The organism is Citrobacter europaeus (assembly GCA_020099315.1).
In the GTDB taxonomy this organism is placed as follows: domain Bacteria; phylum Pseudomonadota; class Gammaproteobacteria; order Enterobacterales; family Enterobacteriaceae; genus Citrobacter; species Citrobacter europaeus.
Window position 1 is genome coordinate 582,028 of record CP083650.1, and the last position, 25,236, is coordinate 607,263.

The 25,236-nt window shown below is 52.5% G+C and carries 25 protein-coding genes and 1 other annotated feature; of the genes, 17 read left to right on the top strand and 8 right to left on the bottom strand.

Annotated elements, in window-relative coordinates; translation table 11 throughout:
* Positions 1-33: 33 nt before the first annotated feature.
* A complete protein-coding gene (gene gpmB, locus LA337_02790; GenBank protein ID UBI16637.1) occupies positions 34-681 on the top strand; it encodes a 2,3-diphosphoglycerate-dependent phosphoglycerate mutase GpmB in 648 nt (215 codons plus the stop codon).
* On the opposite strand, the gene robA is transcribed toward gpmB, so the two are convergent.
* Complete coding sequence (gene robA / locus LA337_02795; protein UBI16638.1) at positions 678-1,547, bottom strand: MDR efflux pump AcrAB transcriptional activator RobA; 870 nt, start codon at positions 1,545-1,547, stop codon at positions 678-680. The two genes, gpmB and robA, sit on opposite strands and share 4 nt — an antisense overlap.
* Before the next feature lie 211 nt (positions 1,548-1,758).
* Here robA and creA point away from each other — a divergent pair, with 211 nt between their 5' ends.
* The 4 genes from creA to creD are packed head-to-tail and all read left to right on the top strand — an operon-like array spanning position 1,759 to position 5,777.
* Entirely contained in the window at positions 1,759-2,232 is a 474-nt protein-coding gene (gene creA / locus LA337_02800) for a protein CreA (GenBank protein ID UBI16639.1), read from the top strand.
* A 12-nt stretch (positions 2,233-2,244) separates the two neighbouring features.
* On the top strand, positions 2,245-2,934 hold the full coding sequence (creB, locus tag LA337_02805; GenBank protein UBI16640.1) for a two-component system response regulator CreB: 690 nt from the start codon (positions 2,245-2,247) through the stop codon (positions 2,932-2,934).
* Complete coding sequence (gene creC, locus LA337_02810; GenBank protein ID UBI16641.1) at positions 2,934-4,358, top strand: two-component system sensor histidine kinase CreC; 1,425 nt, start codon at positions 2,934-2,936, stop codon at positions 4,356-4,358. Before creB ends, creC begins: the two co-directional genes overlap by 1 nt.
* A 57-nt stretch (positions 4,359-4,415) precedes the next feature.
* The gene (gene creD / locus LA337_02815) at positions 4,416-5,777 is read left to right on the top strand and encodes a cell envelope integrity protein CreD (protein UBI16642.1); all 1,362 of its coding nucleotides are present in this window, start codon (positions 4,416-4,418) and stop codon (positions 5,775-5,777) included.
* A gap of 61 nt (positions 5,778-5,838) precedes the next feature.
* On the opposite strand, the gene arcA is transcribed toward creD, so the two are convergent.
* Positions 5,839-6,555: a two-component system response regulator ArcA gene (gene arcA, locus LA337_02820; protein UBI16643.1), complete on the bottom strand. Its 717-nt coding sequence runs from the start codon at positions 6,553-6,555 to the stop codon at positions 5,839-5,841.
* Between the two features lie 95 nt (positions 6,556-6,650).
* On the opposite strand from arcA, the gene LA337_02825 reads away from it, so the two are divergent.
* From LA337_02825 to thrC, 6 genes are all read left to right on the top strand, one after another.
* Positions 6,651-6,791 (top strand): hypothetical protein, encoded by a 141-nt coding sequence (locus LA337_02825; GenBank protein UBI16644.1) that lies wholly within the window; start codon positions 6,651-6,653, stop codon positions 6,789-6,791.
* 399 nt (positions 6,792-7,190) lie between these two features.
* Positions 7,191-7,877: a tRNA/rRNA methyltransferase gene (locus LA337_02830; GenBank protein UBI16645.1), complete on the top strand. Its 687-nt coding sequence runs from the start codon at positions 7,191-7,193 to the stop codon at positions 7,875-7,877.
* Between the two features lie 206 nt (positions 7,878-8,083).
* Positions 8,084-8,210: a sequence feature (Thr leader region), on the top strand.
* Positions 8,089-8,154, top strand: coding sequence for a thr operon leader peptide (gene thrL, locus LA337_02835; protein UBI18392.1), 66 nt, complete (start codon positions 8,089-8,091; stop codon positions 8,152-8,154). It overlaps the preceding feature by 66 nt.
* Before the next feature lie 23 nt (positions 8,211-8,233).
* Positions 8,234-10,696, top strand: coding sequence for a bifunctional aspartate kinase/homoserine dehydrogenase I (thrA, locus tag LA337_02840; protein ID UBI16646.1), 2,463 nt, complete (start codon positions 8,234-8,236; stop codon positions 10,694-10,696).
* 1 nt (position 10,697) lies between these two features.
* Positions 10,698-11,627: a homoserine kinase gene (gene thrB / locus LA337_02845; protein ID UBI16647.1), complete on the top strand. Its 930-nt coding sequence runs from the start codon at positions 10,698-10,700 to the stop codon at positions 11,625-11,627.
* 3 nt (positions 11,628-11,630) lie between these two features.
* A complete protein-coding gene (thrC, locus tag LA337_02850) occupies positions 11,631-12,917 on the top strand; it encodes a threonine synthase (GenBank protein ID UBI16648.1) in 1,287 nt (428 codons plus the stop codon).
* Between the two features lie 64 nt (positions 12,918-12,981).
* Here thrC and yaaA read toward each other — a convergent pair whose 3' ends face one another.
* Both yaaA and LA337_02860 read right to left on the bottom strand, forming a co-directional pair.
* A complete protein-coding gene (yaaA, locus tag LA337_02855; GenBank protein ID UBI16649.1) occupies positions 12,982-13,755 on the bottom strand; it encodes a peroxide stress protein YaaA in 774 nt (257 codons plus the stop codon).
* 77 nt (positions 13,756-13,832) lie between these two features.
* Positions 13,833-15,263, bottom strand: a complete 1,431-nt coding sequence (locus tag LA337_02860) for a sodium:alanine symporter family protein (protein UBI16650.1) — start codon at positions 15,261-15,263, stop codon at positions 13,833-13,835.
* A 273-nt stretch (positions 15,264-15,536) separates the two neighbouring features.
* On the opposite strand from LA337_02860, the gene tal reads away from it, so the two are divergent.
* The 3 genes from tal (at position 15,537) to LA337_02875 (ending at position 18,620) form a co-directional block, all read left to right on the top strand.
* A complete protein-coding gene (gene tal, locus LA337_02865; protein ID UBI16651.1) occupies positions 15,537-16,490 on the top strand; it encodes a transaldolase in 954 nt (317 codons plus the stop codon).
* A gap of 110 nt (positions 16,491-16,600) precedes the next feature.
* Positions 16,601-17,188, top strand: a complete 588-nt coding sequence (mog, locus tag LA337_02870) for a molybdopterin adenylyltransferase (protein UBI16652.1) — start codon at positions 16,601-16,603, stop codon at positions 17,186-17,188.
* A 124-nt stretch (positions 17,189-17,312) separates the two neighbouring features.
* Positions 17,313-18,620: an MFS transporter gene (locus LA337_02875; protein UBI16653.1), complete on the top strand. Its 1,308-nt coding sequence runs from the start codon at positions 17,313-17,315 to the stop codon at positions 18,618-18,620.
* 34 nt (positions 18,621-18,654) lie between these two features.
* Here LA337_02875 and satP read toward each other — a convergent pair whose 3' ends face one another.
* From satP to LA337_02890, 3 genes are all read right to left on the bottom strand, one after another.
* The gene (satP, locus tag LA337_02880) at positions 18,655-19,221 is read right to left on the bottom strand and encodes an acetate uptake transporter (GenBank protein ID UBI16654.1); all 567 of its coding nucleotides are present in this window, start codon (positions 19,219-19,221) and stop codon (positions 18,655-18,657) included.
* Between the two features lie 148 nt (positions 19,222-19,369).
* Complete coding sequence (gene msyB / locus LA337_02885) at positions 19,370-20,083, bottom strand: acidic protein MsyB (protein UBI16655.1); 714 nt, start codon at positions 20,081-20,083, stop codon at positions 19,370-19,372.
* Positions 20,084-20,117: 34 nt separating this feature from the next.
* The gene (locus LA337_02890; protein UBI16656.1) at positions 20,118-20,522 is read right to left on the bottom strand and encodes a DUF2541 family protein; all 405 of its coding nucleotides are present in this window, start codon (positions 20,520-20,522) and stop codon (positions 20,118-20,120) included.
* 382 nt (positions 20,523-20,904) lie between these two features.
* On the opposite strand from LA337_02890, the gene dnaK reads away from it, so the two are divergent.
* From dnaK to LA337_02905, 3 genes are all read left to right on the top strand, one after another.
* A complete protein-coding gene (gene dnaK, locus LA337_02895) occupies positions 20,905-22,827 on the top strand; it encodes a molecular chaperone DnaK (protein ID UBI16657.1) in 1,923 nt (640 codons plus the stop codon).
* 85 nt (positions 22,828-22,912) lie between these two features.
* Complete coding sequence (gene dnaJ, locus LA337_02900; GenBank protein UBI16658.1) at positions 22,913-24,046, top strand: molecular chaperone DnaJ; 1,134 nt, start codon at positions 22,913-22,915, stop codon at positions 24,044-24,046.
* Between the two features lie 233 nt (positions 24,047-24,279).
* Positions 24,280-24,621, top strand: a complete 342-nt coding sequence (locus LA337_02905; GenBank protein UBI16659.1) for a phage holin family protein — start codon at positions 24,280-24,282, stop codon at positions 24,619-24,621.
* 61 nt (positions 24,622-24,682) lie between these two features.
* Here LA337_02905 and LA337_02910 read toward each other — a convergent pair whose 3' ends face one another.
* Positions 24,683-25,216 (bottom strand): hypothetical protein, encoded by a 534-nt coding sequence (locus LA337_02910; protein UBI16660.1) that lies wholly within the window; start codon positions 25,214-25,216, stop codon positions 24,683-24,685.
* Positions 25,217-25,236 lie beyond the last annotated feature (20 nt).

Below are 25,236 nucleotides of genomic sequence, written 5' to 3' on the forward strand. Positions count from 1 at the left end.
CAAAGTATGACGAGTATATAACGGAAAAAAAGCATGTTACAGGTATACCTTGTTCGCCATGGCGAAACGCAGTGGAACGCCGAGCGACGTATTCAAGGCCAGTCAGACAGCCCACTGACCGCTAAAGGTGAACAGCAAGCCATGCAGGTGGGAGAACGCGCCCGCTCGTTTGGAATTACGCATGTCATCAGTAGCGATTTAGGTCGTACACGACGCACCGCAGAAATCATCGCCCAGGCCTGTGGCTGTGATATCACCTATGACTCCCGTCTGCGTGAGCTGAATATGGGCGTGCTGGAGCAGCGTCATATCGATACGCTGACGCCGGAGGAAGAGGGCTGGCGTCGCCAGTTGGTGAACGGTACGGTGGATGGTCGTATTCCGGAAGGGGAATCGATGCAGGAGCTGAGCGATCGCGTCAACGCGGCGCTGGCATCCTGTCTGGAGCTGCCGCCGGGAAGTCGTCCACTGCTGGTCAGCCACGGTATCGCGCTGGGTTGCCTGGTGAGTACGATTCTGGGATTACCGGCCTGGGCTGAACGTCGCCTGCGTCTGCGCAACTGTTCTATTTCTCGCGTCGATTACCAGGAAAGCTTATGGCTGGCGCCGGGATGGGTGGTTGAAACGGCAGGGGACATTTCTCATCTGGATGCCCCTGCGTTGGATGAACTGCAGCGCTAGCGGCGAATCGGAATCAGGAATTCGCAGCGCAGGTTGATCGGGCGATCTCCCGCTTTGGCATCTTCTGCCGGGTAGTATCGCTCGATATCTTGCCCTTTACGGCGCGTCAGGTTCAGCATCGGCATGCATGTGCCGTAGACTGTCAGGATAAACTCCTGCACGCCGGTACCCAGCCCTTCATAGGTAAACATCACGTACTCGCCGCCCTGTAACAGGATAGGCTGCGCCGACGGCACATAGCCATTGGCTTGTTCCGGCGTCAGTGCCGTGGTGTAAAACACTTCCTGCTCGTCATCTTTTTCAATGCTCGGACGCGTTTCGTTCAGCCCGTACAGCACCGGCGGGATTGAAGGAGCATTAGCAAGGAAGTCGCGCCAGAACTGAATACGCATTTCATGCCGGAAATCTGAAATCTGTTCCAGCGAGCAGGAATAGCTTTGCGTGGTGCCAAGCAGTTGCGTATCTTCCAGCGTAACGAACTCGTGCGCAGGCATCGTAAATTCACCCAGTCGCATTGGCGGGCGAATACCGAACGCGCTCCATTCCGGGGAGCGGCGATACAGCGCAGGCGTCTGGGAAAACTGTTTCTTGAACGCGCGGGTAAAGGTTTGTTGAGAGTCAAAGCGATATTGCAGCGCAATATCCAAAATTGGGCGCGCAGTCAGGCGCAGCGCCACTGCAGATTTCGATAAACGACGGGCGCGGATGTAGGCGCCAATAGCATGGCCCGTCACGTCCTTAAACATTCTCTGCAGGTGCCACTTGGAATAGCCTGCTTTTGCCGCCACATTGTCAAGCGACAAAGGCTGATCCAGATGACCTTCCAGCCAGATTAATAGGTCGCGAATAATGCCAGCCTGATCCATAAAATATCCTCATCCTTTCAACAACGAGTACCTGACGTCAGGTATGTGGATAATAGCATTTTTTGCTGTTTTAGCATTCAGTGTTTTTTTTGCTCATAAATGCTTTTTTCGGACATACGAAAGCGTGATTATTGTAATCCTGTGATCTGTATACGTTTTATCTTAAAATGTCGAATAATTACACAGAGTAACTTTTAAGAATGGTAACAATATGAAATATAAGAGCTTAATCATTTCCTCAATTCTACTGATGTTGGCGCAGGTCGCCCACGCGGAGCAGATTGGATCTGTCGATACGGTTTTCAAAATGTTTGGGCCGGATCATAAAATTGTGGTCGAAGCGTTTGACGATCCGGATGTGACCAACGTGACGTGCTACGTGAGCCGGGCGAAGACCGGCGGCATCAAAGGTGGACTGGGGCTGGCGGAAGATACCTCCGATGCCGCCATCTCCTGCCAGCAGGTAGGGCCGGTAGAACTGAGCGACAGAATCAAGAACGGCAAAGCGCAGGGCGAAGTGGTGTTTAAAAAACGTACCTCGCTGGTGTTTAAATCCTTACAGGTCGTGCGTTTTTACGACGCGAAACGTAATGCGCTGGCCTATCTGGCCTATTCAGATAAAGTGGTCGATGGATCGCCCAAAAATGCCATCAGCGCGGTGCCCATCATGCCGTGGCGGCAATAACAAGGAAGCAAAATGCAACAGCCGTTGATCTGGTTAGTTGAGGATGAGCAGGGAATCGCCGATACGCTTATCTACATGCTGTCGCAGGAAGGTTTTAGCGTGGAAGCGTTTGAGCGCGGGTTACCGGTGCTGGAAAAATCTCGCCAGCGCTGTCCTGATGCGATCGTTCTGGATGTCGGTCTACCCGATATCAGCGGCTTTGAACTATGCCGACGTCTGCTGGAGCGTCATCCGGCGTTGCCGATCCTGTTTTTGACCGCGCGCAGCGATGAGGTGGATCGCCTGCTGGGGCTGGAAATCGGCGCGGATGACTATGTTGCCAAGCCTTTCTCTCCACGCGAGGTGTGCGCCCGCGTGCGTACGCTCCTGCGGCGGGTGCAGAAATTCTCCGCTCCTTCATCAATGACGCGCTGTGGGGAGTTTGAGCTTAATGAACTGGCCGCGCAGATAACCTGGTTTGGCAGGCCGTTAAACCTGACGCGCTATGAGTTTCTGTTGCTGAAAACGCTGCTGATGTCGCCGGGGCGTATTTACTCTCGCCAGCAGTTGATGGATTTAGTCTGGGCCGATGCGCAGGATACCTTCGACAGAACGGTCGATACCCACATCAAAACGCTGCGCGCCAAGCTGCGGGCTATCAACCCCGAGTTTTCCCCTATCAATACGCATCGCGGTATGGGATACAGCCTGAGGAGCGTCTGATGCGCATTGGCATGCGTTTGCTGCTCGGCTATTTTCTGATTGTTGCCGTCGCCGCCTGGTTCGTTTTGTCGATCTTTGTGCAGGAAATTAAGCCAGGTGTTCGCCGGGCGACCGAAGGCACCTTGATTGATACCGCCACGCTGCTGGCCGCGCTGGCGCGCGATGACTTGCTCTCTGACTCTCCCGCCAACGGCAAGCTGGCGCAGGCATTTTCGCAACTGCATAACCGTCCATTCAGTGCCAATATCAGCGGCATTAACAAAGTTCGTAACGAATACCATGTCTACATGACCGACGCGCAGGGCAAGGTATTGTTTGATTCCGCCAACCAGGCCGTCGGTCAGGACTATTCCCGCTGGAACGACGTGTGGTTAACCCTGCGTGGGCAATATGGCGCCCGCAGTACGCCGCAAAACCCGAACGATCCGGAAAGTTCGGTGATGTACGTTGCCGCGCCGATCGTTGACGGCGGGCGTATTATCGGCGTGCTTAGCGTCGGTAAACCGAATGCGGCGATGGCGCCGGTGATTAAACGCAGTGAACGGCGGATGCTGTGGGCCAGCGCCGTATTACTGGGCATTGCCTTAGTGATCGGCGTCGGGATGGTAGGGTGGATAAACCGCTCTATTGCCCGGCTGGCGCGCTATGCCGACTCCGTTACTGAGAATCGCCCCGTCCCACTGCCTGATTTAGGCAGCAGCGAGCTACGTAAACTGGCGCAGGCGCTGGAAAGTATGCGTCTGAAGCTTGAGGGCAAAAACTACATTGAGCAATATGTCTACGCGTTAACGCACGAGCTGAAAAGTCCGCTGGCGGCCATCCGTGGCGCAGCTGAAATTTTGCGCGAAGGTCCGCCGCCGAACGTGGTTGCGCGCTTTACCGATAATATTCTGACGCAAAATGCGCGCATGCAGGCGTTGGTCGAAACTCTGCTACGTCAGGCGCGACTGGAGAATCGACAGGACATAACGTTGATGGCGGTGGCAGTAGACGCGCTGTTTGCTCAGCTTAAAGAGGCACGCAGCGTGCAACTGGCGGCAAAAAACATCACGCTGACCATTATACCTTCATCGCTTAGCGTCGCCGCCGACCCTGCGTTACTGGAGCAGGCATTGGGGAATTTGCTCGACAACGCGATCGACTTCACGCCGCAGGACGGGACGATTACGCTGAGTTCGCATCAGCAGGAGGAGCGGGTCACGTTGCAGGTCATCGACAGTGGCAGCGGGATCCCCGACTTTGCGTTACCGCGTATTTTTGAGCGCTTTTACTCGCTGCCCCGTGAGAATGGGCATAAGAGCAGCGGTTTGGGGCTGGCGTTTGTCAGCGAAGTTGCGCGACTTCACGCAGGTACGGTGACATTGTCTAACCGACCGGAAGGGGGCGTACAGGCTCTGTTTACGCTTCACCGTCACTTCACATAACTTCAAATTCTCCGCACATAGCTGTTCTACCTTGCTGATATTGCAAAGGAGAACGCTATGTTTAAATCCCCCCTGTTTTGGAAAATCGTCACCTTAGGTGGCGCAATACTGCTGCTGTTAATTCCGCTGACGATGGTCAGGCAGATAATCGTTGAGCGATCGGATTATCGTGATGACGTCGAAGATGCTATCCGTCAGAGCACCAGCGGGCCGCAAAAGATGGTAGGGCCGCTGATTGCCGTTCCGGTGACAGAACTTTATACCTCGCTGGAGGATGGCAAAGAGGTCCAGCGTAAACGCAGCTATATCCATTTCTGGCTGCCGGAGTCGTTGGTCGTTGAGGGGAATCAGAACGTAGAAGCGCGTAAAATCGGTATTTATGAAGGCCAGGTCTGGCACAACGATGTTTCGGTGAAGGCCGAGTTTAACGCCGAGCGCTTGAGCGATTTAAACCATCCCAACGTCAGCGTCGGCAAACCGTTTATTGTAGTTGGTGTGGGTGATGCGCGCGGGATTGGCGTGGTAAAAGCGCCACAGGTCAATGGCACGTCGCTGGTCGTTGAGCCGGGGACGGGGTTGGATGGACGTGCGCAGGGAATTCACATTCCGCTACCTGACGCGGGCTGGGCGGAGCAAAATCTGAGCCTGGTGTTGTCGCTCAATTTGAGCGGTACCGGCGATTTCTCCGTCGTACCGGTTGGGCGTAACAGTGAAATGACCTTAACCAGCAACTGGCCGCATCCCAACTTTCTTGGGGACTTTCTTCCGGCTAAGCGCGAAATCAGTGAATCAGGATTCAAGGCCCAGTGGCAAAGCAGTTGGTTTGCCAATAACCTCGGCGAGCGCTTTGATGGCGAAAAAATTGGCTGGGAGGGCATGCCTGCGTTTAGCGTCGCCGTCGCCACGCCAGCAGATCAGTATCAGTTAACGGACAGGGCAACAAAATATGCCATCCTGCTGATTGTGCTGACCTTTATGTCTTTCTTCGTGCTTGAGAGCATGACCAGTCTGCGTCTGCACCCGATGCAGTATCTGCTGGTGGGGTTATCGCTGGTGATGTTTTATCTGCTTCTGCTGGCGCTGTCAGAACACATTGGTTTTACGGCGGCGTGGATAACGGCAAGCCTGGTTGGCGCGTTAATGAACGGGGTGTATTTGCAGGCGATATTGCAGGGCTGGCGGAACAGTATTTTGTTCACCGTGGCGCTACTGGCGCTGGATGGCGTGATGTGGGTGCTGCTGCGTTCACAGGACAGCTCTTTACTGCTGGGTACCGGTGTGCTGTTGTTTGCGCTGTGTGGGGTGATGTTCCTGACGCGTAATCTTGACTGGCACTCGCTGGCGCAGCCAAAACCAAAACCGTCAGAACTTCCGGCATCTCAGCCTGAGCAGAGTGACGCGTTTCGCTTATGGAAATAGACCCGTAGAGAAATGAAAAACGGCGCATAACGCGCCGTTTTTTTTACCCATCAGAATTGAATTAATCCTGCAGGTCGCCGCAGAAACGGTAGCCTTCACCGTGAATGGTGGCGATGATTTCTGGCGTATCCGGCGTTGATTCGAAATGTTTACGAATGCGGCGGATCGTCACGTCAACGGTACGGTCATGCGGCTTCAGTTCGCGACCGGTCATTTTTTTCAGCAGTTCTGCGCGAGACTGGATTTTGCCCGGATTCTCACAGAAGTGAAGCATGGCACGGAATTCGCTGCGCGGCAGTTTATACTGCTCGCCGTCAGGACCAATCAGAGAGCGGCTGTTGATGTCCAGCTCCCAGCCATTGAACTTGTAGCTTTCGACGCTACGGCGTTCTTCGCTGACAGTACCAAGGTTCATGGTACGGGACAGCAGGTTACGAGCACGGATAGTCAGTTCGCGCGGGTTAAACGGCTTGGTGATGTAATCGTCTGCGCCGATTTCGAGGCCGAGAATTTTATCGACTTCGTTATCACGGCCCGTCAGGAACATCAGCGCAACGTTAGCTTGTTCGCGGAGTTCGCGCGCTAACAGCAGGCCATTTTTCCCAGGCAGATTGATATCCATAATCACAAGGTTGATGTCATATTCAGAGAGAATCTGATGCATTTCCGCGCCATCTGTCGCTTCGAATACATCATAGCCTTCTGCTTCGAAAATGCTTTTCAACGTGTTGCGTGTTACTAACTCGTCTTCAACGATAAGAATGTGCGGGGTCTGCATGTTTGCTACCTAAATTGCCAACTAAATCGAAACAGGAAGTACAAAAGTCCCTGACCTGCCTGATGCATGCCGTAAATTAACATGATCGGCGTAACATGACTAAAGTACGTAATTGCGTTCTTGATGCACTTTCCATCAACGTCAACAACATCATTAGCTTGGTCGTGGGTAGTTTCCCTCTGGACCCGACAGTGTCAAAAACGGCTGTCATCCTAACCATTTTAACAGCAACATAACAGGCTAAGACATGCCGGACACCCAATAAAACTACGCTTCGTTGACATATATCAAGTTCAATTGTAGCACGTTAACAGTTTGATGAAATCAACGTATCCAAATGTTTGCTTTCATCACAAAATTGCAATATTACAACTAGTTGCACGAGCAAATTAATAAATGTAATGAATCCAACCAGTGCGATCCATTTTAAATTAAATTATCATGGATAAACAGAGGGATATGCAACTTTTGTTAACATAAAAAGCAATAGTACAGCCTGGAAATAGTTTAGCATTTTTTAACGTATGCGAAATGCTTTTTCAGTGATTTCTGTTAAAAATATGTAAATTCGCGCAGCGTAATATGTTGACCTACGTCACATAATCCCTTGCAGACTGGCCAAAAAGAGTATCGAAATGCGTTTAACAATTATTCTGGTTGCCCCCGCCAGAGCGGAGAATATCGGCGCGGCTGCCCGCGCTATGAAGACTATGGGGTTCACCCAATTACGGATCGTTGACAGCGAAGCCCACCTGGAACCCGCTACGCGATGGGTTGCGCATGGTTCGGGCGATATTATTGATAATATTAACGTTTTTCCAACGTTAGCGGAGGCGCTCCACGACGTGGATTTTACCGTCGCGACCACCGCGCGCAGCCGGGCGAAGTTTCATTATTACGCTACGCCGGTCGAACTGGTTCCCCTGTTGCAGGAAAAATCAACGTGGATGGAACACGCCGCACTGGTTTTTGGTCGCGAGGATTCGGGGCTGACCAACGAAGAATTGGCTCTGGCGGATGTGCTCACCGGTGTACCTATGGTGGCTGACTATCCCTCACTCAATTTGGGACAGGCGGTGATGGTGTATTGCTATCAATTAGCAGGTTTAATACAACAACCGGCTAAAAATAGTGAGGTGACGGATGAGCTTCAGCTACAGGCATTGCGCGCGCGCGTTTTACGTTTATTAGCCACGCTGAACGTTTCTGACGACATCAAGCTGACGGACTGGCTGCAACAGCGAATGGGCCTGTTAGGGCAGCGAGACACGGCAATGTTGCACCGTTTTTTACATGATATAGAAAAAAACATCACAAAATAAAATTTCAAGCAGTTTTTGTTACGTGGTTTTTTATTCTGACTTCAAGTGGGGGGAACATGCTGTTTTGGTTGAAAGTAAAAGGGCAAGCAGTCGCTCGTGAACAAATTTCGGAATGTGATCAATTTAAAAATTTATTGACTTAGGCCAGCAGATACTTTAACCCTAAAAGAATACAGCACAGACAGATAATAATTACAGAGCACACAACATCATGAAACGCATCAGCATCACTATTACCACAACCATCACCATTACCACAGGTAACGGTGCGGGCTGACGCGTACAGGAAACACAAGAAAAAGCCCGCACCTAAACAGTGCGGGCTTTTTTTTCGACCAAAGGCAATGAGGTAAACCATGCGAGTGTTGAAGTTCGGCGGTACATCAGTGGCAAATGCAGAGCGCTTTCTGCGGGTTGCCGATATTTTGGAAAGCAATGCCAGACAGGGGCAGGTCGCGACCGTACTCTCTGCCCCCGCAAAAATTACCAACCATCTGGTGGCGATGATTGAAAAGACCATCGGTGGTCAGGATGCTTTAGCCAACATCAGCGACGCCGAACGCATTTTCTCTGAACTGCTGGTGGGTCTGGCCGCCGCACAGTCGGATTTCCCGCTGGCTCCGCTCAAAGCCTTTGTTGAACAAGAATTTGCCCAGATTAAGCACGTCCTGCACGGTATCAGCCTGCTGGGACAGTGCCCGGACAGTATCAATGCCGCGCTTATCTGCCGTGGTGAAAAAATGTCGATCGCCATCATGGCAGGCCTGCTGGAAGCGCGCGGGCACAACGTGACGGTCATTGACCCGGTGGAGAAATTGCTGGCAGTAGGCCATTACCTCGAATCTACCGTTGATATCGCCGAATCTACGCGCCGTATTGCCGCCAGCCGTATTCCTGCTGACCATATGATTCTGATGACCGGATTTACTGCCGGGAATGAGAAAGGTGAATTAGTGGTGCTGGGGCGTAATGGCTCTGACTACTCTGCCGCCGTACTGGCCGCCTGTTTGCGCGCTGATTGTTGTGAGATCTGGACCGATGTTGACGGCGTATATACCTGCGATCCGCGTCAGGTACCCGACGCCCGGCTGCTGAAGTCGATGTCTTATCAGGAAGCGATGGAGCTTTCTTACTTCGGCGCCAAAGTTCTGCACCCGCGCACCATTACCCCTATTGCTCAGTTCCAGATCCCGTGCCTGATTAAAAATACCGGTAATCCGCAAGCGCCCGGTACGTTGATCGGTGCCAGCAGTGATGACGACGATTTGCCGGTAAAAGGCATTTCTAACCTCAATAATATGGCGATGTTTAGCGTCTCCGGCCCTGGGATGAAAGGCATGGTGGGTATGGCGGCGCGCGTTTTCGCCGCGATGTCGCGTGCGGGCATCTCGGTCGTGCTGATCACCCAATCCTCTTCTGAATACAGCATCAGTTTCTGCGTCCCACAGGGCGACTGCGCGCGTGCGCAGCGCGCCATGCAGGATGAATTCTATCTCGAACTGAAAGAAGGCCTGCTGGAGCCGCTGGCGGTGACTGAGCGACTGGCTATCATCTCCGTCGTTGGCGATGGTATGCGCACGCTGCGCGGCATCTCGGCGAAATTCTTTGCCGCGCTGGCTCGTGCGAACATCAACATCGTGGCGATTGCCCAGGGGTCGTCCGAGCGTTCTATTTCGGTGGTAGTGAACAACGATGACGCGACCACCGGCGTACGCGTTACCCATCAGATGCTGTTCAACACCGACCAGGTGATTGAAGTGTTTGTGATTGGCGTAGGCGGAGTGGGCGGTGCGCTGCTGGAACAGCTTAAACGTCAGCAAACCTGGCTGAAAAACAAGCATATCGATCTGCGCGTGTGCGGCGTGGCGAACTCGAAGGCTCTGCTGACCAACGTCCACGGTTTGAATCTGGAAAACTGGCAGACGGAGCTGGAAAGCGCAAAAGAGCCATTCAACCTTGGGCGCCTCATTCGTCTGGTGAAAGAATATCATCTGCTCAACCCGGTGATTGTCGACTGTACCTCAAGCCAGGCGGTGGCGGATCAGTATGCTGACTTTCTGCGCGAAGGCTTCCATGTGGTCACGCCGAACAAAAAGGCCAACACGTCGTCGATGGATTACTACCATCAGTTGCGTTTTGCCGCGGCGAAGTCGCGTCGTAAATTCCTGTACGACACCAACGTGGGCGCGGGCTTGCCGGTTATTGAAAACTTGCAAAATCTGCTCAGCGCGGGCGATGAACTGCAACGATTCTCAGGCATTCTTTCCGGTTCGCTGTCGTTTATTTTCGGCAAGCTCGATGAAGGCATGAGCTTCTCCCAGGCCACCACAATGGCGCGTGAACTGGGCTATACCGAACCCGATCCGCGTGACGATCTTTCCGGTACGGACGTGGCGCGTAAGCTGCTGATCCTGGCCCGTGAAACCGGTCGTGAGCTGGAGCTTTCTGACATTGTCATTGAGCCGGTCCTGCCAAAAGAGTTTGATGATTCTGGTGATGTTTCCGCGTTTATGGCGAAATTGTCGCAACTGGACGACGCCTTTGCCGCGCGCGTGGCGAAAGCCCGTGATGAGGGAAAAGTATTGCGTTATGTTGGCAATATCGAAGAGGACGGCGTTTGTCGCGTGAAAATTGATGCAGTGGACGGCAACGATCCGCTGTTCAAAGTGAAAAACGGTGAAAACGCGCTGGCATTCTATAGCCACTACTATCAGCCGTTACCGTTGGTTCTGCGCGGATACGGCGCGGGTAACGATGTGACGGCGGCGGGCGTCTTTGCCGACCTGCTACGCACCCTTTCATGGAAGTTAGGAGTCTGACATGGTGAGAGTTTATGCCCCGGCTTCCAGTGCCAATATGAGCGTCGGGTTTGATGTGCTCGGCGCGGCGGTAACCCCGGTGGACGGTTCGCTGTTGGGAGATGTGGTGTCCGTTGAAGCGGCCGACCATTTCAGCCTTAACAACCTCGGGCGCTTTGCCAACAAACTGCCGCCTGAGCCGCGAGAAAATATTGTCTACCAGTGCTGGGAGCGATTCTGTCAGGAGCTGGGTAAAAGCGTTCCGGTGGCGATGACGCTGGAAAAAAATATGCCGATTGGCTCCGGGTTAGGCTCCAGCGCCTGTTCCGTCGTGGCGGCGTTAGTCGCTATGAACGAACACTGCGGTAAGCCGCTCAACGATACGCGCCTGTTAGCGATAATGGGCGAGCTGGAAGGGCGTATCTCCGGCAGTATTCATTACGATAACGTCGCCCCGTGCTTTTTGGGCGGCATGCAGTTAATGATCGAAGAAAACGGCATTATCAGCCAGCAGGTGCCAGGCTTTGATGAGTGGCTGTGGGTACTGGCGTATCCGGGGATTAAAGTGTCAACGGCAGAAGCACGGGCGATTTTACCTGCGCAGTATCGCCGTCAGGACTGTATCGCCCACGGGCGACATCTGGCTGGATTTATTCATGCCTGCTATTCCCGTCAGCCTGGGCTTGCTGCGAAGCTGATGAAAGATGTCATTGCTGAGCCGTACCGTACCCGCTTGCTGCCAGGCTTTAGCCAGGCGCGTCAGGCGGTAGCGGAAATCGGCGCGCTGGCCAGCGGTATCTCCGGGTCGGGGCCGACGCTGTTTGCCTTGTGCGACAAACCGGATACAGCGCAGCGCGTAGCAGATTGGCTGGGGAAAAATTATCTGCAAAATCAGGAAGGCTTTGTTCATATTTGCCGGCTGGACACGGCGGGCGCACGGGTACTGGGATAATCAATGAAACTGTATAATCTGAAAGATCACAACGAACAGGTCAGCTTTGCGCAGGCCGTCACGCAAGGACTTGGCAAGAATCAGGGATTGTTTTTTCCGCACGATTTGCCGGAATTCAATCTGACAGAAGTTGATGAGATGCTGGACCTGGATTTCGTTAGCCGCAGCGCGAAGATCCTTTCCGCATTTATCGGGGATGAGATCCCTCAGGAAATTCTGGAAGAGCGCGTGCGTGCGGCATTTGCCTTTCCGGCGCCGGTTGCTCAGGTTGCCGCGGATGTCGGCTGTCTGGAACTGTTCCACGGCCCAACGCTTGCATTTAAAGACTTTGGCGGGCGCTTTATGGCGCAGATGCTGACGCATATCAGCGGCGACAAACCGGTCACCATTCTGACGGCGACCTCCGGAGACACTGGGGCGGCGGTCGCACATGCCTTTTATGGCCTGAAAAATGTGCGCGTGGTAATCCTCTACCCGAACGGCAAGATCAGCCCATTACAGGAAAAACTGTTCTGTACGCTGGGCGGCAATATTGAAACCGTAGCAATTGATGGCGATTTTGATGCCTGCCAGGCGCTGGTGAAACAGGCGTTTGATGACGAAGAACTGAAGACGGCTCTGGGGCTGAACTCGGCTAACTCGATCAACATCAGCCGTCTGCTGGCGCAAATCTGTTATTACTTTGAGGCCGTGGCCCAACTGCCGCAAGAGGCGCGTAATCAACTGGTAATCTCCGTTCCCAGCGGTAACTTTGGCGATTTAACCGCCGGGCTGTTGGCGAAATCGCTGGGCTTGCCGGTGAAACGTTTTATTGCGGCGACCAACGTCAACGATACGGTTCCGCGTTTCCTTGCACAAGGTGAGTGGGCGCCGAAAGCGACTCAGGCGACGTTGTCGAATGCGATGGATGTCAGCCAGCCGAACAACTGGCCGCGCGTGGAAGAACTGTTCCGCCGTAAAATCTGGCGCCTGAATGAGCTGGGTTATGCTGCCGTTGATGATGCTACTACGCAGGATACGATGCGTGAGCTGCATGAGATGGGGTACACCTCAGAACCGCATGCGGCGGTGGCGTACCGTGCGCTGCGCGACCAGTTGAACCCTGGCGAGTACGGCCTGTTCCTCGGTACTGCGCATCCGGCGAAGTTTAAAGAAAGCGTTGAAGAGATTCTTGACCTGAAGCTGGCTCTGCCAAAAGAGCTGGCGGAGCGCGCGGACCTGCCGCTGCTTTCTCATCACCTGCCTGCTGATTTTGCTGCGCTGCGTAAGCTGATGATGACTCGCGGTTAACGGTGGTGCCCGCTGGCGCTTTGCTTAGCGGGCCTACAAAACCTGCCGCCATCCGGCATGTACGCTACTGCTCGTGGCGTTTAAACACCAGTTCGCCATTCCCTGACGCTTCTTCATCAAAGAAATAGCCTTCGCTGTTAAAAGCAGTCAGTTGTTCTGGCTGCGTTAAGCGATTCTCAATAATGTAGCGACTCATCAGGCCGCGCGCTTTTTTGGCATAGAAGCTGATGACTTTGAACTTGCCGTTCTTCTCATCAAGGAAGACCGGTTTGATAAGCTCTGCGTTGAGCTTTTTCGGCTTCACGGATTTAAAATACTCATCCGAGGCGAGGTTAATCACCACGCTGTCGCCTTGCGCTTCAAGTGCTTCATTAAGTTTATCGGTGATGATATCTCCCCAGAACTGGTAGAGATCTTTACCCTTAGCATTGGCCAGACGAATGCCCATTTCCAGACGGTAAGGCTGCATCAAATCCAGCGGACGCAAAACGCCGTAAAGCCCGGACAACATGCGTAAATGCTGCTGAGCGAAGTCGAAATCCGCCTCACTGAAGGTTTCAGCCTGCAGCCCGGTATACACGTCGCCTTTAAACGCCAGAATGGCCTGGCGCGCGTTTTCCGGCGTGAAGTCAGGCTGCCAGTCATGGAAACGCGTGGCATTCAGATCCGCCAGCTTGTCGCTAATCCCCATCAGCTTGCCAATCTGCGGGGCAGAGAGCTGGCGCGCCACGTGAATCAGCTGCTGGGAGTGATCCAGCAGTTCGGGCAACGTATGACGTGTCGTTGCCAGCGGACTTTGGTAGTCGAGCGTTTTTGCAGGTGAAATCAGAATCAGCATATCCAGTCCTTGCAGGAAATTTACTGCGACTTTAGCAAAAAAAACGACTGAATTGATCGATGGTTGCGATTGCCGCGCTATTCGCGCGGCGTTTCATCCCAGCTTTCGGGCGCAAGCTGTTGTCTGATATCAGGATAACGGCGCGGATCGAATTGCGGGCGCACCCCGAGTTTACGCTGGCGCAGATAGTCGCTGGCGATGGTATGTACAACTGGAGAAAGCAGCAAAATCGCCGTCAGGTTAGTGATGGCCATACAGGCCATAATGATGTCGGCCAATTGCCAGACCAGCGGGACACTGATTAACGTTCCGCCGACCACGGTGCTAACGGTGGCGATCCGTAATAGCCAGATGACGCGCATGTTGTCCATCTTCAGGAAAACCAGGTTATTTTCCGCGTAGATGTAGTTGGCGACGATAGAGCTAAAGGCAAACAGAATCACAATGAAAGCCACAAATCCGGCTCCCCATTCCCCCGTGAGCGTTACCATCGCTTTCTGAAGCAGTTGGATGCCTTCCATTGGCACATAGCTGGTGCCATTGCCTGCCAACAGAACGATCATCGCGCTGGCGGTACAGAGAATCAGCGTATCAACTAATACTCCGATCATTTGCACAATACCTTGTGCCGCCGGATGCGGGGGCCAGGACGCTGCCGAGGCGGCGGCATTCGGAGTTGATCCCATCCCGGCCTCATTAGAAAACATACCGCGTTGAAAGCCGCTGGCAATGGCCTGGCTTAGCGTATACCCGGCGGCACCGGCCGCGGCCTCCTGCCAGCCGAATGCGCTTTTTATAATGGTCATGATAATGCCGGGAAGCTGCCCGAAATGCCAAAGGCAGATGATGATACTGCAACCGACCCACAGCAGAGCCATCATCGGAACGAACCATTGCATCAGGCGGGCAACGCCTTTAATGCCGCCGACGATTGCCAGCAATGACACGATTGCCAGGGTGATTCCGGAGAAGAGGGGAGGGATATCAAACGCAAAGGTTAGCGCACGAGAAACCGAATTTGCCTGAACGCTGTTAAAAATCAGCCCGTAGGCAATGAGTAAAAAGATGGCAAAAAGCACGCCCATCCAGCGCATGCCCAGCCCACGCGCCATATACCACGCAGGACCGCCGCGAAACTGTCCCTTGCTGTCGCGTTCTTTGTACAGTTGGGCAAGCGAGCACTCGGCAAATGACGTTGCCATGCCAATAACCGCCGAAACCCACATCCAGAAAACGGCTCCCGCGCCGCCGGCGGCAATCGCCAACGCCACGCCTGCCAGATTGCCGCTACCGATTCGTGCGGCAAGACTGGTGCATAAAGCCTGAAAGGAAGTTAAACCGCCCGGCTGCGGGCTGATGCTATTTTTAAGACTTTTGCCAAACTGGGGAATGTAGCGAAACTGAACGAACCCTGTACGCCAGGTGAACCAACATCCTGCGCCAAGCAGGAGGTAGATCATCACCGAACCCCAGAGTATTTCATTAATAAATGAGAAAAAATCAGGCATTAACATCCCTCTTGTTGATGCCGGTTAGCGCGAGGATTTCCGTGTAAGCGCTACCAATAATCGACCAGTATATACCTTGAAAGGTGATTGATTGCGGGAGTTTATCATAACAATCGTTATATCCTTAATTGCGCATCTCGGGCTTTGAGATGCGTAATCAGGGCTGAGCGGCTGGTCGGAGAATCCAGGCGGTTGCGCTGAGAGTGCGTCGTGCTATCATCAGGGAAGATCGGTTACATCCCCCTAACAAGCTGTTTAAAGAGAATCGCTATCATGACGGACAAATTGACCTCCCTTCGTCAGTTCACCACAGTAGTGGCCGACACCGGAGACATCGCGGCAATGAAGCTGTATCAGCCTCAGGATGCCACAACTAACCCTTCTCTCATTCTTAACGCAGCGCAGATCCCGGAATACCGCAAGCTGATTGATGACGCTGTAGCCTGGGCTAAGCAGCAGAGCAACGACCGTGCGCAGCAGGTCGTCGACGCGACCGACAAACTGGCAGTAAATATCGGTCTGGAGATCCTGAAACTGGTCCCGGGTCGTATCTCCACTGAAGTTGACGCTCGTCTGTCCTACGACACCGACGCGTCTATCGCAAAAGCAAAACGCCTGATCAAAATGTACAACGATGCTGGCATCAGCAACGATCGCATTCTGATCAAACTGGCTTCAACCTGGCAGGGCATCCGTGCCGCTGAGCAGTTGGAAAAAGAAGGCATCAACTGTAACCTGACTCTGCTGTTCTCCTTCGCGCAGGCGCGTGCATGTGCAGAAGCTGGCGTATACCTGATTTCTCCGTTCGTTGGCCGTATTCTTGACTGGTACAAAGCCAACTCCGACAAAAAAGAGTATGCACCGGCAGAAGATCCGGGTGTGGTTTCCGTAACGGAAATCTACGAGTACTACAAACAACACGGTTACGAAACTGTGGTGATGGGTGCGAGCTTCCGTAACATTGGCGAAATCATTGAACTGGCAGGCTGCGATCGTCTGACGATTGCACCGGCACTGCTGAAAGAGCTGGCGGAAAGCGAAGGCGCTATCGAACGTAAACTGTCCTTCTCCGGCGAAGTGAAAGCGCGCCCTGCACGCATCACTGAAGCTGAGTTCCTGTGGCAGCACAACCAGGATCCGATGGCTGTAGACAAACTGGCGGACGGTATCCGTAAGTTTGCTGTAGACCAGGGTAAACTGGAAAAAATGATCGGCGATCTGCTGTAATCATTAGCGCGTGGCCCTGATATGGGTCACGCTACCTCTTCTGAAACCTGTCTGTCCTTCCCTTCGCAGTGTATCATTCTGTTTAACGAGACTGTTTAAACGGAATAATCATGAATACTTTACGCATTGGCCTGGTTTCCATTTCTGACCGTGCTTCCAGCGGCGTTTACCAGGATAAAGGTATCCCGGCCCTTGAAGAGTGGCTGGCGTCTGCCCTTACCACCCCTTTTGAGCTGCAAACGCGGTTGATCCCGGATGAACAGGCGATCATCGAACAGACCTTATGCGAGCTGGTGGATGAAATGAGCTGTCATCTGGTGCTGACTACCGGCGGAACGGGTCCGGCCCGTCGCGACGTGACGCCTGATGCCACGCTGGCCGTAGCCGACCGCCAGATGCCGGGCTTTGGCGAGCAGATGCGCCAGATAAGCCTGCATTTTGTGCCAACGGCTATTCTCTCCCGCCAGGTTGGCGTGATTCGCAAGCAGGCGCTGATCCTGAATCTGCCTGGACAGCCGAAGTCGATCAAAGAAACGCTGGAAGGTGTGAAAGATGCCGACGGTAAAGTTATCGTACCGGGTATTTTTGCAAGTGTACCGTATTGTATACAGTTGTTGGATGGGCCGTATGTGGAAACCGCACCGGCTGTTGTAGCATCTTTTCGCCCTAAAAGCGCAATTCGCGATACAAACCCCTGAAAGTAGCGCGATCGTGACATAAGTGCCAATGATAGTGGAGTATTGAATTGTTTACGATATAGTAATTTTTGCTTTACATGTATCGACAGACAGATTCAATTACTCCACTGACTCATGGTTTGCTATGTCACAACACACTCGATCGCTGAATCGCCAGGATTATAAAACCCTTACGCTTGCTGCCCTCGGCGGTGCGCTTGAGTTTTATGATTTCATTATCTTCGTCTTCTTTGCCGCTGTTGTTGGCGAACTCTTCTTTCCGGCAGACATTCCTGAATGGCTACGCCAGGTGCAAACCTTCGGCATTTTTGCGGCCGGATATCTGGCGCGTCCGCTGGGTGGCATTATCATGGCGCACTTTGGCGATCTGGTCGGGCGCAAGAAAATGTTTACCCTGAGCATTTTGCTGATGGCGATACCAACGCTGGCGATTGGGCTATTGCCTACTTACGCCTCAATGGGGATCCTCGCGCCGCTGCTGTTACTGCTGATGCGCATTTTGCAAGGCGCTGCCATCGGCGGAGAAGTGCCGGGCGCGTGGGTGTTCGTGGCGGAGCACGTACCGGAGCGCCGCATCGGCATTGCCTGTGGCACGCTAACCGCCGGGCTGACGGTGGGAATTCTGCTGGGGTCGGTAGTTGCGACGCTGGTGAACACCAGCCTGACGCAGCAGGCGGTGCATGACTACGGCTGGCGTATTCCATTCCTGCTGGGGGGTGTGTTTGGGCTGGTGGCAATGTACCTGCGCCGCTGGCTGCAGGAGACGCCTATATTCCTCGAAATGCAGCAACGTAAAGCGCTGGCGCAAGAGCTACCGGTGAAGTCGGTGGTGAGCAAACATAAAAAAGCGGTGGTCATTTCCATGCTGCTGACCTGGCTGTTGTCGGCCGGGATTGTGGTGGTGATCCTGATGTCGCCAGTGTGGTTGCAGAAACAGTATGGCTTTGCGCCGGCGTTGACGTTACAAGCCAACAGTGTCGCGACTATTATGCTGTGCGTGGGTTGTCTGCTGGCCGGGTTTATTGTCGACCGGGTCGGCGCCAGCAAAACCTTTATTGTCGGCAGCCTGCTGTTGGCCTGTTCAAGCTGGTTTTTCTATCACCTGACCGGCAGCCATCCTCAGCACTTGTTCCTGTTGTATGGGCTGGTGGGGTTGTGCGTTGGCGTGGTGGGGGCTGTGCCTTATGTCATGGTTCGAGCGTTTCCGGCGGAAGTCCGCTTTACCGGAATATCCTTCTCTTACAACGTGTCGTACGCCATTTTTGGTGGTCTGACGCCAATCGCCGTGACGATGTTAATGAGCGTGTCGCCAATGGCTCCGGCCTGGTATGTGCTGGCGCTATCGCTGGTGGGGTTAGGTCTGGGAATTTGGCTGCGACAGGATATTTATCATCGCGATTCGAACGTGCAGGCAGAGTTACAGCGCTTGTAAGGAATATCCCCCCGTCAGGGGGGATAACGTCAGATTAGTGCGCTTCACCAATCGGCAGGATGGTACGGCCAAACTGTTCGTTCAGCACTTCACCCATCGCCAGGTAAATGGCGCTTGCGCCACACACTAAGCCAACCCAGCCAGCAACGTGAATGATCGCTTCGTTACCAGCAATGTTGCCAACGGCCAGCAGCGCGAACAGCACCGTCAGGCTCAGGAAGACAAACTGCAACGCACGAGCCGCTTTCAGCGTGCCGAAGAACATGAACAGAGTGAAGACGCCCCACAGACCCAGATACACGCCCAGGAACTGACCATTGGTTGCATCCGCCAGGCCCATTTTCGGCATGATCAGGATCGCAACCAGCGTCAGCCAGAACGAACCGTAGGAGGTAAAGGCGGTTAAACCGAAGGTGTTGCCTTTTTTATATTCCAGCAGACCGGCAAAAATTTGCGCGATACCGCCGTAGAAAATGCCCATCGCCAGAATAATAACGTCAAAGGCGAAGAAACCCGCGTTGTGCAGGTTAAGCAGAATGGTGGTCATGCCAAAGCCCATCAGGCCCAGCGGTGCCGGATTAGCCAACTTAGTGTTGCCCATAATTCCTCAAAATCATCATTGATTGAATGGTGAAATAGTTTCCCCGAATAACGATCGCAGTCTTCGGGGCGCGGCATGATAATCAGGGGAAAGGGCACTGTCTATGATCTAACGAAGGGAAAATGAATTATTTTCCCTGTGATGGGCATCACGCTTGCGCGTGGGCGATCATTCTGCGCAGGCAGGCGATTTGAAGTACCGCCGGAATCGTCACGCGATAGGCGCTGCCGCTCACCGCTTTAACTCCGTTTAATGCGGCGCCGACCGGGCCGCCAAGTCCGGCTCCACGCAGTAATCCGTGTCCGATGACGCTGACGGCGGCGTGTGTTCTTAGGATCTTGCTAAGCTGGCTGGAGAGCAGGTGAGATACACCTGTCGCCAGATGACGGTCCTTCATTAATAGTGGCAAAAGTTCTTCCAGTTCAGAGACTTTTGCATCAACGGCCTGTAAAAAGGTCCGCTTGTGTTCCGCATCCATTTTTTGCCAGGCATTACGTAAAAAGTGTTCCAGCAGATATTGTTCAATTTCGAATGTGGACATCTCTTTGTCGGTTTTCAGCTTCAGACGCTTCGAAACATCCAGCAAAATCGCCCGATACAGTTTTCCATGGCCGCGGAGTTTATTGGCAATGCTGTCGCCGCCATAATGCTGAAGCTCGCCGGCAATCAGCTGCCAGTTGCGGCGATGTTGTTCCGGGTGTCCTTCCATCGATTTAAATAAATCGTTGTGGTTTAGTACGCTCGACAGACGGGCTTTCCCTTTTTCATTATGCGTGAGCAGGCGGGTAATATTGGCGAGTTGCTCCTCACTACAATGCTGAAGAAAGTCGAGGTCGTCGTCATTCAAATACGTGACATTCATGTTTTCTATGGCTTCTGAATAAAAGTGTGCGGAATTAGTCGTCGCCGATGATTTTCAGCGTTGCCATATCAGAGGAGTTCACCGTATGGCCGGAGAAGGTGATTTTTTTGACGCAGCGCTTATTGTCGTTGTCACTATTAATGTTGATCCAGTTGGTCGTTTGCCCTTCTTTGATGGAGGAAGGCACATTCAGACTTTGGCTGGACATGCGGGCAGCCTTGAAATAAACAGATGCGCCACTGAGCTGTAAATCACCATGATCGGCCGTGAGTTGAATGCGTTTCACCACGCGACAAACGGGAAGTTTTAGGGTCAGATCGTTGGTTTCGTTACGGGGCATGGCAATCATACCCAAAACTTTATGATCGTTAGCGTGCGCGGCGCTGCTCAGCAGCAGGCCCATAAACAGGCTGGCGGAAAGGGTTAACGAGGATTTCATGGGATTTCTCTTTGACGGCTGCAAAAGTGTGTGACTTCAGACCATCTTACCGCCGTCGGAAAAATGATTCATGCTCGTAATCTTTTCTTTTTATTACAATTTTTATGTGAATGGCTTTATTTATTTAATTGCTGGTGTGAATTAATTCTGGTTGGCAACTATTCATTTTTTATCTTTTAGCCTTTTTTCTGTGATTTTATTGCCACAAGGCTAAAAAAAATTTTCATTCCCCCCTTGATGAAGTGGGTTACGACCCCATCTTGTAGACAACCGCAGTGGTGAGTCTGAAAAAAAACGATTCAGGGTAGTTGAAACCGCACGTTTCGCCCTTATTACAGATTCACAACCACATGATGACCGAATTTTTAGTGGAGACGTTTAGATGGGTAAAATTATTGGTATCGACCTGGGTACTACCAACTCTTGTGTAGCGATTATGGATGGCACTACTGCACGTGTGCTGGAGAACGCCGAGGGCGATCGCACCACGCCTTCTATCATTGCTTATACCCAGGATGGTGAAACTCTGGTTGGTCAGCCGGCTAAACGTCAGGCAGTGACAAACCCGCAAAACACCCTGTTTGCGATTAAACGCCTGATTGGCCGCCGCTTCCAGGACGAAGAAGTACAGCGTGATGAAGCCATCATGCCGTACAAAATCATCGGTGCTGACAACGGTGATGCATGGATTGACGTAAAAGGTCAGAAAATGGCACCGCCGCAGATTTCTGCTGAAGTGCTGAAAAAAATGAAGAAAACGGCTGAAGATTACCTGGGTGAACCGGTAACTGAAGCGGTTATCACCGTACCTGCATACTTTAACGATGCTCAGCGTCAGGCAACCAAAGACGCCGGTCGTATCGCAGGTCTGGAAGTAAAACGTATCATCAACGAACCGACCGCAGCCGCGCTGGCTTACGGTCTGGATAAAGAAGTCGGCAACCGTACTATCGCGGTTTATGACCTCGGTGGTGGTACTTTCGATATCTCTATTATCGAAATCGACGAAGTTGACGGCGAAAAAACCTTCGAAGTTCTGGCAACCAACGGTGATACCCACCTGGGCGGTGAAGACTTCGACAGCCGTATGATCAACTACCTGGTTGACGAATTTAAGAAAGATCAGGGTATCGACCTGCGTAACGACCCGCTGGCGATGCAGCGTCTGAAAGAAGCCGCTGAGAAAGCGAAGATCGAACTGTCTTCCGCTCAGCAGACCGACGTGAACCTGCCGTACATCACTGCAGACGCGACCGGTCCGAAACACATGAACATCAAAGTGACCCGTGCGAAACTGGAAAGCCTGGTTGAAGACCTGGTTAACCGTTCTATCGAGCCGCTGAAAGTCGCTCTGCAGGACGCTGGTCTGTCTGTTTCCGACGTTCAGGACGTTATCCTGGTCGGTGGTCAGACTCGTATGCCGATGGTACAGAAGAAAGTTGCTGAGTTCTTCGGTAAAGAGCCGCGTAAAGACGTTAACCCGGACGAAGCAGTGGCAATCGGTGCTGCCGTTCAGGGTGGTGTATTGACCGGTGATGTGAAAGATGTGCTGCTGCTGGACGTTACCCCGCTGTCTCTGGGTATCGAAACCATGGGTGGCGTAATGACTCCACTGATCGCGAAAAACACCACTATCCCGACCAAGCACAGCCAGGTGTTCTCTACCGCTGAAGACAACCAGTCTGCGGTAACCATCCACGTGCTGCAGGGTGAACGTAAACGTGCCGCTGATAACAAAGATCTGGGTCAATTTAACCTGGATGGTATCAGCCCGGCTCCGCGCGGTATGCCGCAGATCGAAGTGACTTTTGACATCGATGCCGACGGTATCCTGCACGTTTCCGCGAAAGACAAAAACAGCGGTAAAGAGCAGAAGATCACCATTAAGGCTTCTTCTGGTCTGAACGAAGAAGAAATTCAGAAAATGGTTCGCGAAGCAGAAGCGAACGCAGAATCTGACCGTAAGTTTGAAGAGCTGGTTCAGACCCGTAACCAGGGTGACCATCTGCTGCACAGCACTCGCAAGCAGGTTGAAGAAGCAGGCGACAAACTGCCGGCTGATGACAAAACTGCCATCGAGTCTGCACTGACCGCGCTGGAAACTTCTCTGAAAGGCGAAGACAAAGCAGATATCGAAGCGAAAATGCAGGCGCTGGCACAGGTTTCCCAGAAACTGATGGAAATCGCTCAGCAGCAGCACGCACAGCAGCAGGCTGGCGCAGCAGGCGCTGATGCTTCTGCAAACAACGCGAAAGATGACGACGTTGTCGACGCCGAGTTTGAAGAAGTGAAAGATAAAAAATAATCGCCCTTTGAACGGGTAATTACTGGCACGGGCGAAGAGGTTTCCTCTCCGCCCGTGCACGCATGTTAGGGGCAGATAAAAAGAGATGGCTAAGCAAGACTATTACGAGATTTTAGGCGTTTCCAAATCAGCGGAAGAGCGTGAAATCAAAAAGGCCTACAAGCGCCTGGCCATGAAATATCACCCGGACCGCAACCAGGGTGATAAAGAGGCCGAAGCCAAGTTTAAAGAGATCAAAGAAGCGTACGAGATCCTGACCGATGCGCAAAAACGTGCGGCTTACGATCAGTACGGCCATGCAGCGTTTGAGCAAGGCGGCATGGGCGGCGGCGGCGGTTTTGGCGGCGGGGCTGACTTCAGCGATATCTTTGGTGACGTGTTTGGCGATATCTTTGGCGGCGGTCGTGGTCGTCAGCGCGCCTCACGTGGTGCTGATTTACGTTACAACATGGATCTCACTCTGGAAGAAGCCGTGCGTGGCGTCACCAAAGAGATCCGTATTCCGACGCTGGAAGAGTGTGATGTCTGCCACGGCAGCGGTGCGAAGGCAGGGACTCAGCCGCAGACCTGTCCAACCTGTCACGGTTCCGGTCAGGTACAGATGCGTCAGGGCTTTTTTGCCGTACAGCAGACCTGTCCACACTGTCAGGGTCGCGGTACGTTGATTAAAGATCCGTGCAACAAATGCCACGGTCATGGTCGCGTTGAGAAAAGCAAAACGCTGTCCGTTAAGATCCCGGCAGGGGTTGATACCGGCGACCGTATTCGTTTAGCGGGTGAAGGTGAAGCCGGTGAACATGGTGCGCCAGCGGGTGATTTGTACGTTCAGGTGCAGGTAAAACAGCACCCAATTTTCGAACGTGAAGGCAATAACCTGTACTGCGAAGTACCGATTAACTTTGCGATGGCAGCGCTGGGCGGCGAAATTGAAGTCCCGACGCTGGACGGTCGCGTGAAGTTAAAAATTCCGGGCGAAACGCAAACTGGCAAACTTTTCCGCATGCGTGGAAAGGGCGTCAAGTCTGTACGCGGTGGCGCTCAGGGCGATCTGCTGTGCCGCGTGGTGGTTGAAACCCCAGTGGGCCTGAACGACAAGCAGAAACAACTGCTCAAAGATCTGCAGGACAGCTTTGGCGGCCCGACCGGCGAGCAAAACAGTCCGCGCTCTAAAAGCTTCTTCGATGGTGTGAAGAAGTTCTTCGACGATCTGACGCGCTAAGCTTCAGTGTTGAACTCCTCTGAACCTGGGCAAATAGCCCAGGTTTTTTTATCCTCAACGTAATGCCTAATTCGCTATCGATTTTCATGCCTTAATGCCGTGCATGAGAAATATCATTTCTCTTCTTTGATACGCTGTGCTGACAGATGATGCACTGTGATTTTTCTCATCTTGTTAATGCGCATAAACTCCAGCTGTAAACACTATTTCACCTATAAACTGGAGCGTTAATCATGGCTATTTCAAATCATTTAGCTACGTCTGAAGTTGTGCTGCTGGAACTGGAAGTGTTATTGACGGTAATTGCAATTGGCGCCTGGGGAGGTGTAGTCAGCTTTCTGCTGAGAAAAGAAAATAGAGAAAAACGAAGTATTTTCGATAAAATCAGGTATTGCTTAACACAGATGGTTATTTCGTGTTTTACCAGCTTCCTGTTGAGTGCTCTGGCGATTGAAAAAGAGCTCAGCTTTAATATGGTGTTATTGGCCGCTGGCCTTGGTGGTGTCTTTGCTGGACCCATTCTGAAGGTTCTTGGAGATAAGATAAAACGTATGCTTGATAATGCGAAAGCTTAAATATTCTTTTATTCTTTAAGCAGGCTCTTCCATGAGCCGGGGGATAACATAATTGAGTATGTTATGAGACTCGATTTTTCATCCAGCCATAAATAAATTCTTCATTTTGTTGGTTTTTCTCGGCGAGACTCAGATACCAGGCCCCCTGGCTACAATTTAGCGCTTTCACCAATACCTCCTCACCTTCTTTGCCACGTACGGTCAGGTAATATTGCAGCGTTGCCATGGTGTATGGGCCGATTTTTCCGTCCACGACAATATCCTGATAGCTTCTCTCTTCTCGGTTGAGAACATTTAACCAGCGCTGTAACCATAAAACAGGATGATGTTGTCCAATGTTGACTGCCGCATCACATAGCTCAAATGCAATAGATTCGGATAGGTTTGCAACATCTTTAAACCCTGGTTTAATCCAGTAATCCTCTTCGAGGATAGCGTAGGCTTCGCTGCGAGTTAAATCTCGCATATCATTCAAGAACCCATGTTTACGGGCGGTTGCCTCAGTAATTCCCCAGTTGGTTGCACCACCTTTGTCTTTCGGGTTATCAACATAACCCCCTTCCAGTATCAAAATGTTCTCCAGAGTCTTATTCATGATGCGTTTTCCCCAATTGG

What these genes read in the sequence shown, in the direction of transcription:
- creB (UBI16640.1), top strand. Translation starts at nt 2,245, where the DNA reads ATGCAACAGCCGTTGATCTGGTTAGTTGAGGATGAGCAGGGAATCGCC.
- LA337_02830 (UBI16645.1), top strand. Translation starts at nt 7,191, where the DNA reads ATGCGTTTAACAATTATTCTGGTTGCCCCCGCCAGAGCGGAGAATATC.
- dnaK (UBI16657.1), top strand. Translation starts at nt 20,905, where the DNA reads ATGGGTAAAATTATTGGTATCGACCTGGGTACTACCAACTCTTGTGTA.
- creA (UBI16639.1), top strand. Translation starts at nt 1,759, where the DNA reads ATGAAATATAAGAGCTTAATCATTTCCTCAATTCTACTGATGTTGGCG.
- robA (UBI16638.1), bottom strand. Translation starts at nt 1,547, where the DNA reads ATGGATCAGGCTGGCATTATTCGCGACCTATTAATCTGGCTGGAAGGT.
- LA337_02860 (UBI16650.1), bottom strand. Translation starts at nt 15,263, where the DNA reads ATGCCTGATTTTTTCTCATTTATTAATGAAATACTCTGGGGTTCGGTG.
- LA337_02910 (UBI16660.1), bottom strand. Translation starts at nt 25,216, where the DNA reads ATGAATAAGACTCTGGAGAACATTTTGATACTGGAAGGGGGTTATGTT.
- thrB (UBI16647.1), top strand. Translation starts at nt 10,698, where the DNA reads ATGGTGAGAGTTTATGCCCCGGCTTCCAGTGCCAATATGAGCGTCGGG.
- LA337_02825 (UBI16644.1), top strand. Translation starts at nt 6,651, where the DNA reads ATGACTAAAGTACGTAATTGCGTTCTTGATGCACTTTCCATCAACGTC.
- thrA (UBI16646.1), top strand. Translation starts at nt 8,234, where the DNA reads ATGCGAGTGTTGAAGTTCGGCGGTACATCAGTGGCAAATGCAGAGCGC.
- LA337_02905 (UBI16659.1), top strand. Translation starts at nt 24,280, where the DNA reads ATGGCTATTTCAAATCATTTAGCTACGTCTGAAGTTGTGCTGCTGGAA.
- creC (UBI16641.1), top strand. Translation starts at nt 2,934, where the DNA reads ATGCGCATTGGCATGCGTTTGCTGCTCGGCTATTTTCTGATTGTTGCC.
- satP (UBI16654.1), bottom strand. Translation starts at nt 19,221, where the DNA reads ATGGGCAACACTAAGTTGGCTAATCCGGCACCGCTGGGCCTGATGGGC.
- tal (UBI16651.1), top strand. Translation starts at nt 15,537, where the DNA reads ATGACGGACAAATTGACCTCCCTTCGTCAGTTCACCACAGTAGTGGCC.
- arcA (UBI16643.1), bottom strand. Translation starts at nt 6,555, where the DNA reads ATGCAGACCCCGCACATTCTTATCGTTGAAGACGAGTTAGTAACACGC.
- mog (UBI16652.1), top strand. Translation starts at nt 16,601, where the DNA reads ATGAATACTTTACGCATTGGCCTGGTTTCCATTTCTGACCGTGCTTCC.
- gpmB (UBI16637.1), top strand. Translation starts at nt 34, where the DNA reads ATGTTACAGGTATACCTTGTTCGCCATGGCGAAACGCAGTGGAACGCC.
- thrC (UBI16648.1), top strand. Translation starts at nt 11,631, where the DNA reads ATGAAACTGTATAATCTGAAAGATCACAACGAACAGGTCAGCTTTGCG.
- msyB (UBI16655.1), bottom strand. Translation starts at nt 20,083, where the DNA reads ATGAATGTCACGTATTTGAATGACGACGACCTCGACTTTCTTCAGCAT.
- creD (UBI16642.1), top strand. Translation starts at nt 4,416, where the DNA reads ATGTTTAAATCCCCCCTGTTTTGGAAAATCGTCACCTTAGGTGGCGCA.
- yaaA (UBI16649.1), bottom strand. Translation starts at nt 13,755, where the DNA reads ATGCTGATTCTGATTTCACCTGCAAAAACGCTCGACTACCAAAGTCCG.
- LA337_02890 (UBI16656.1), bottom strand. Translation starts at nt 20,522, where the DNA reads ATGAAATCCTCGTTAACCCTTTCCGCCAGCCTGTTTATGGGCCTGCTG.
- LA337_02875 (UBI16653.1), top strand. Translation starts at nt 17,313, where the DNA reads ATGTCACAACACACTCGATCGCTGAATCGCCAGGATTATAAAACCCTT.
- dnaJ (UBI16658.1), top strand. Translation starts at nt 22,913, where the DNA reads ATGGCTAAGCAAGACTATTACGAGATTTTAGGCGTTTCCAAATCAGCG.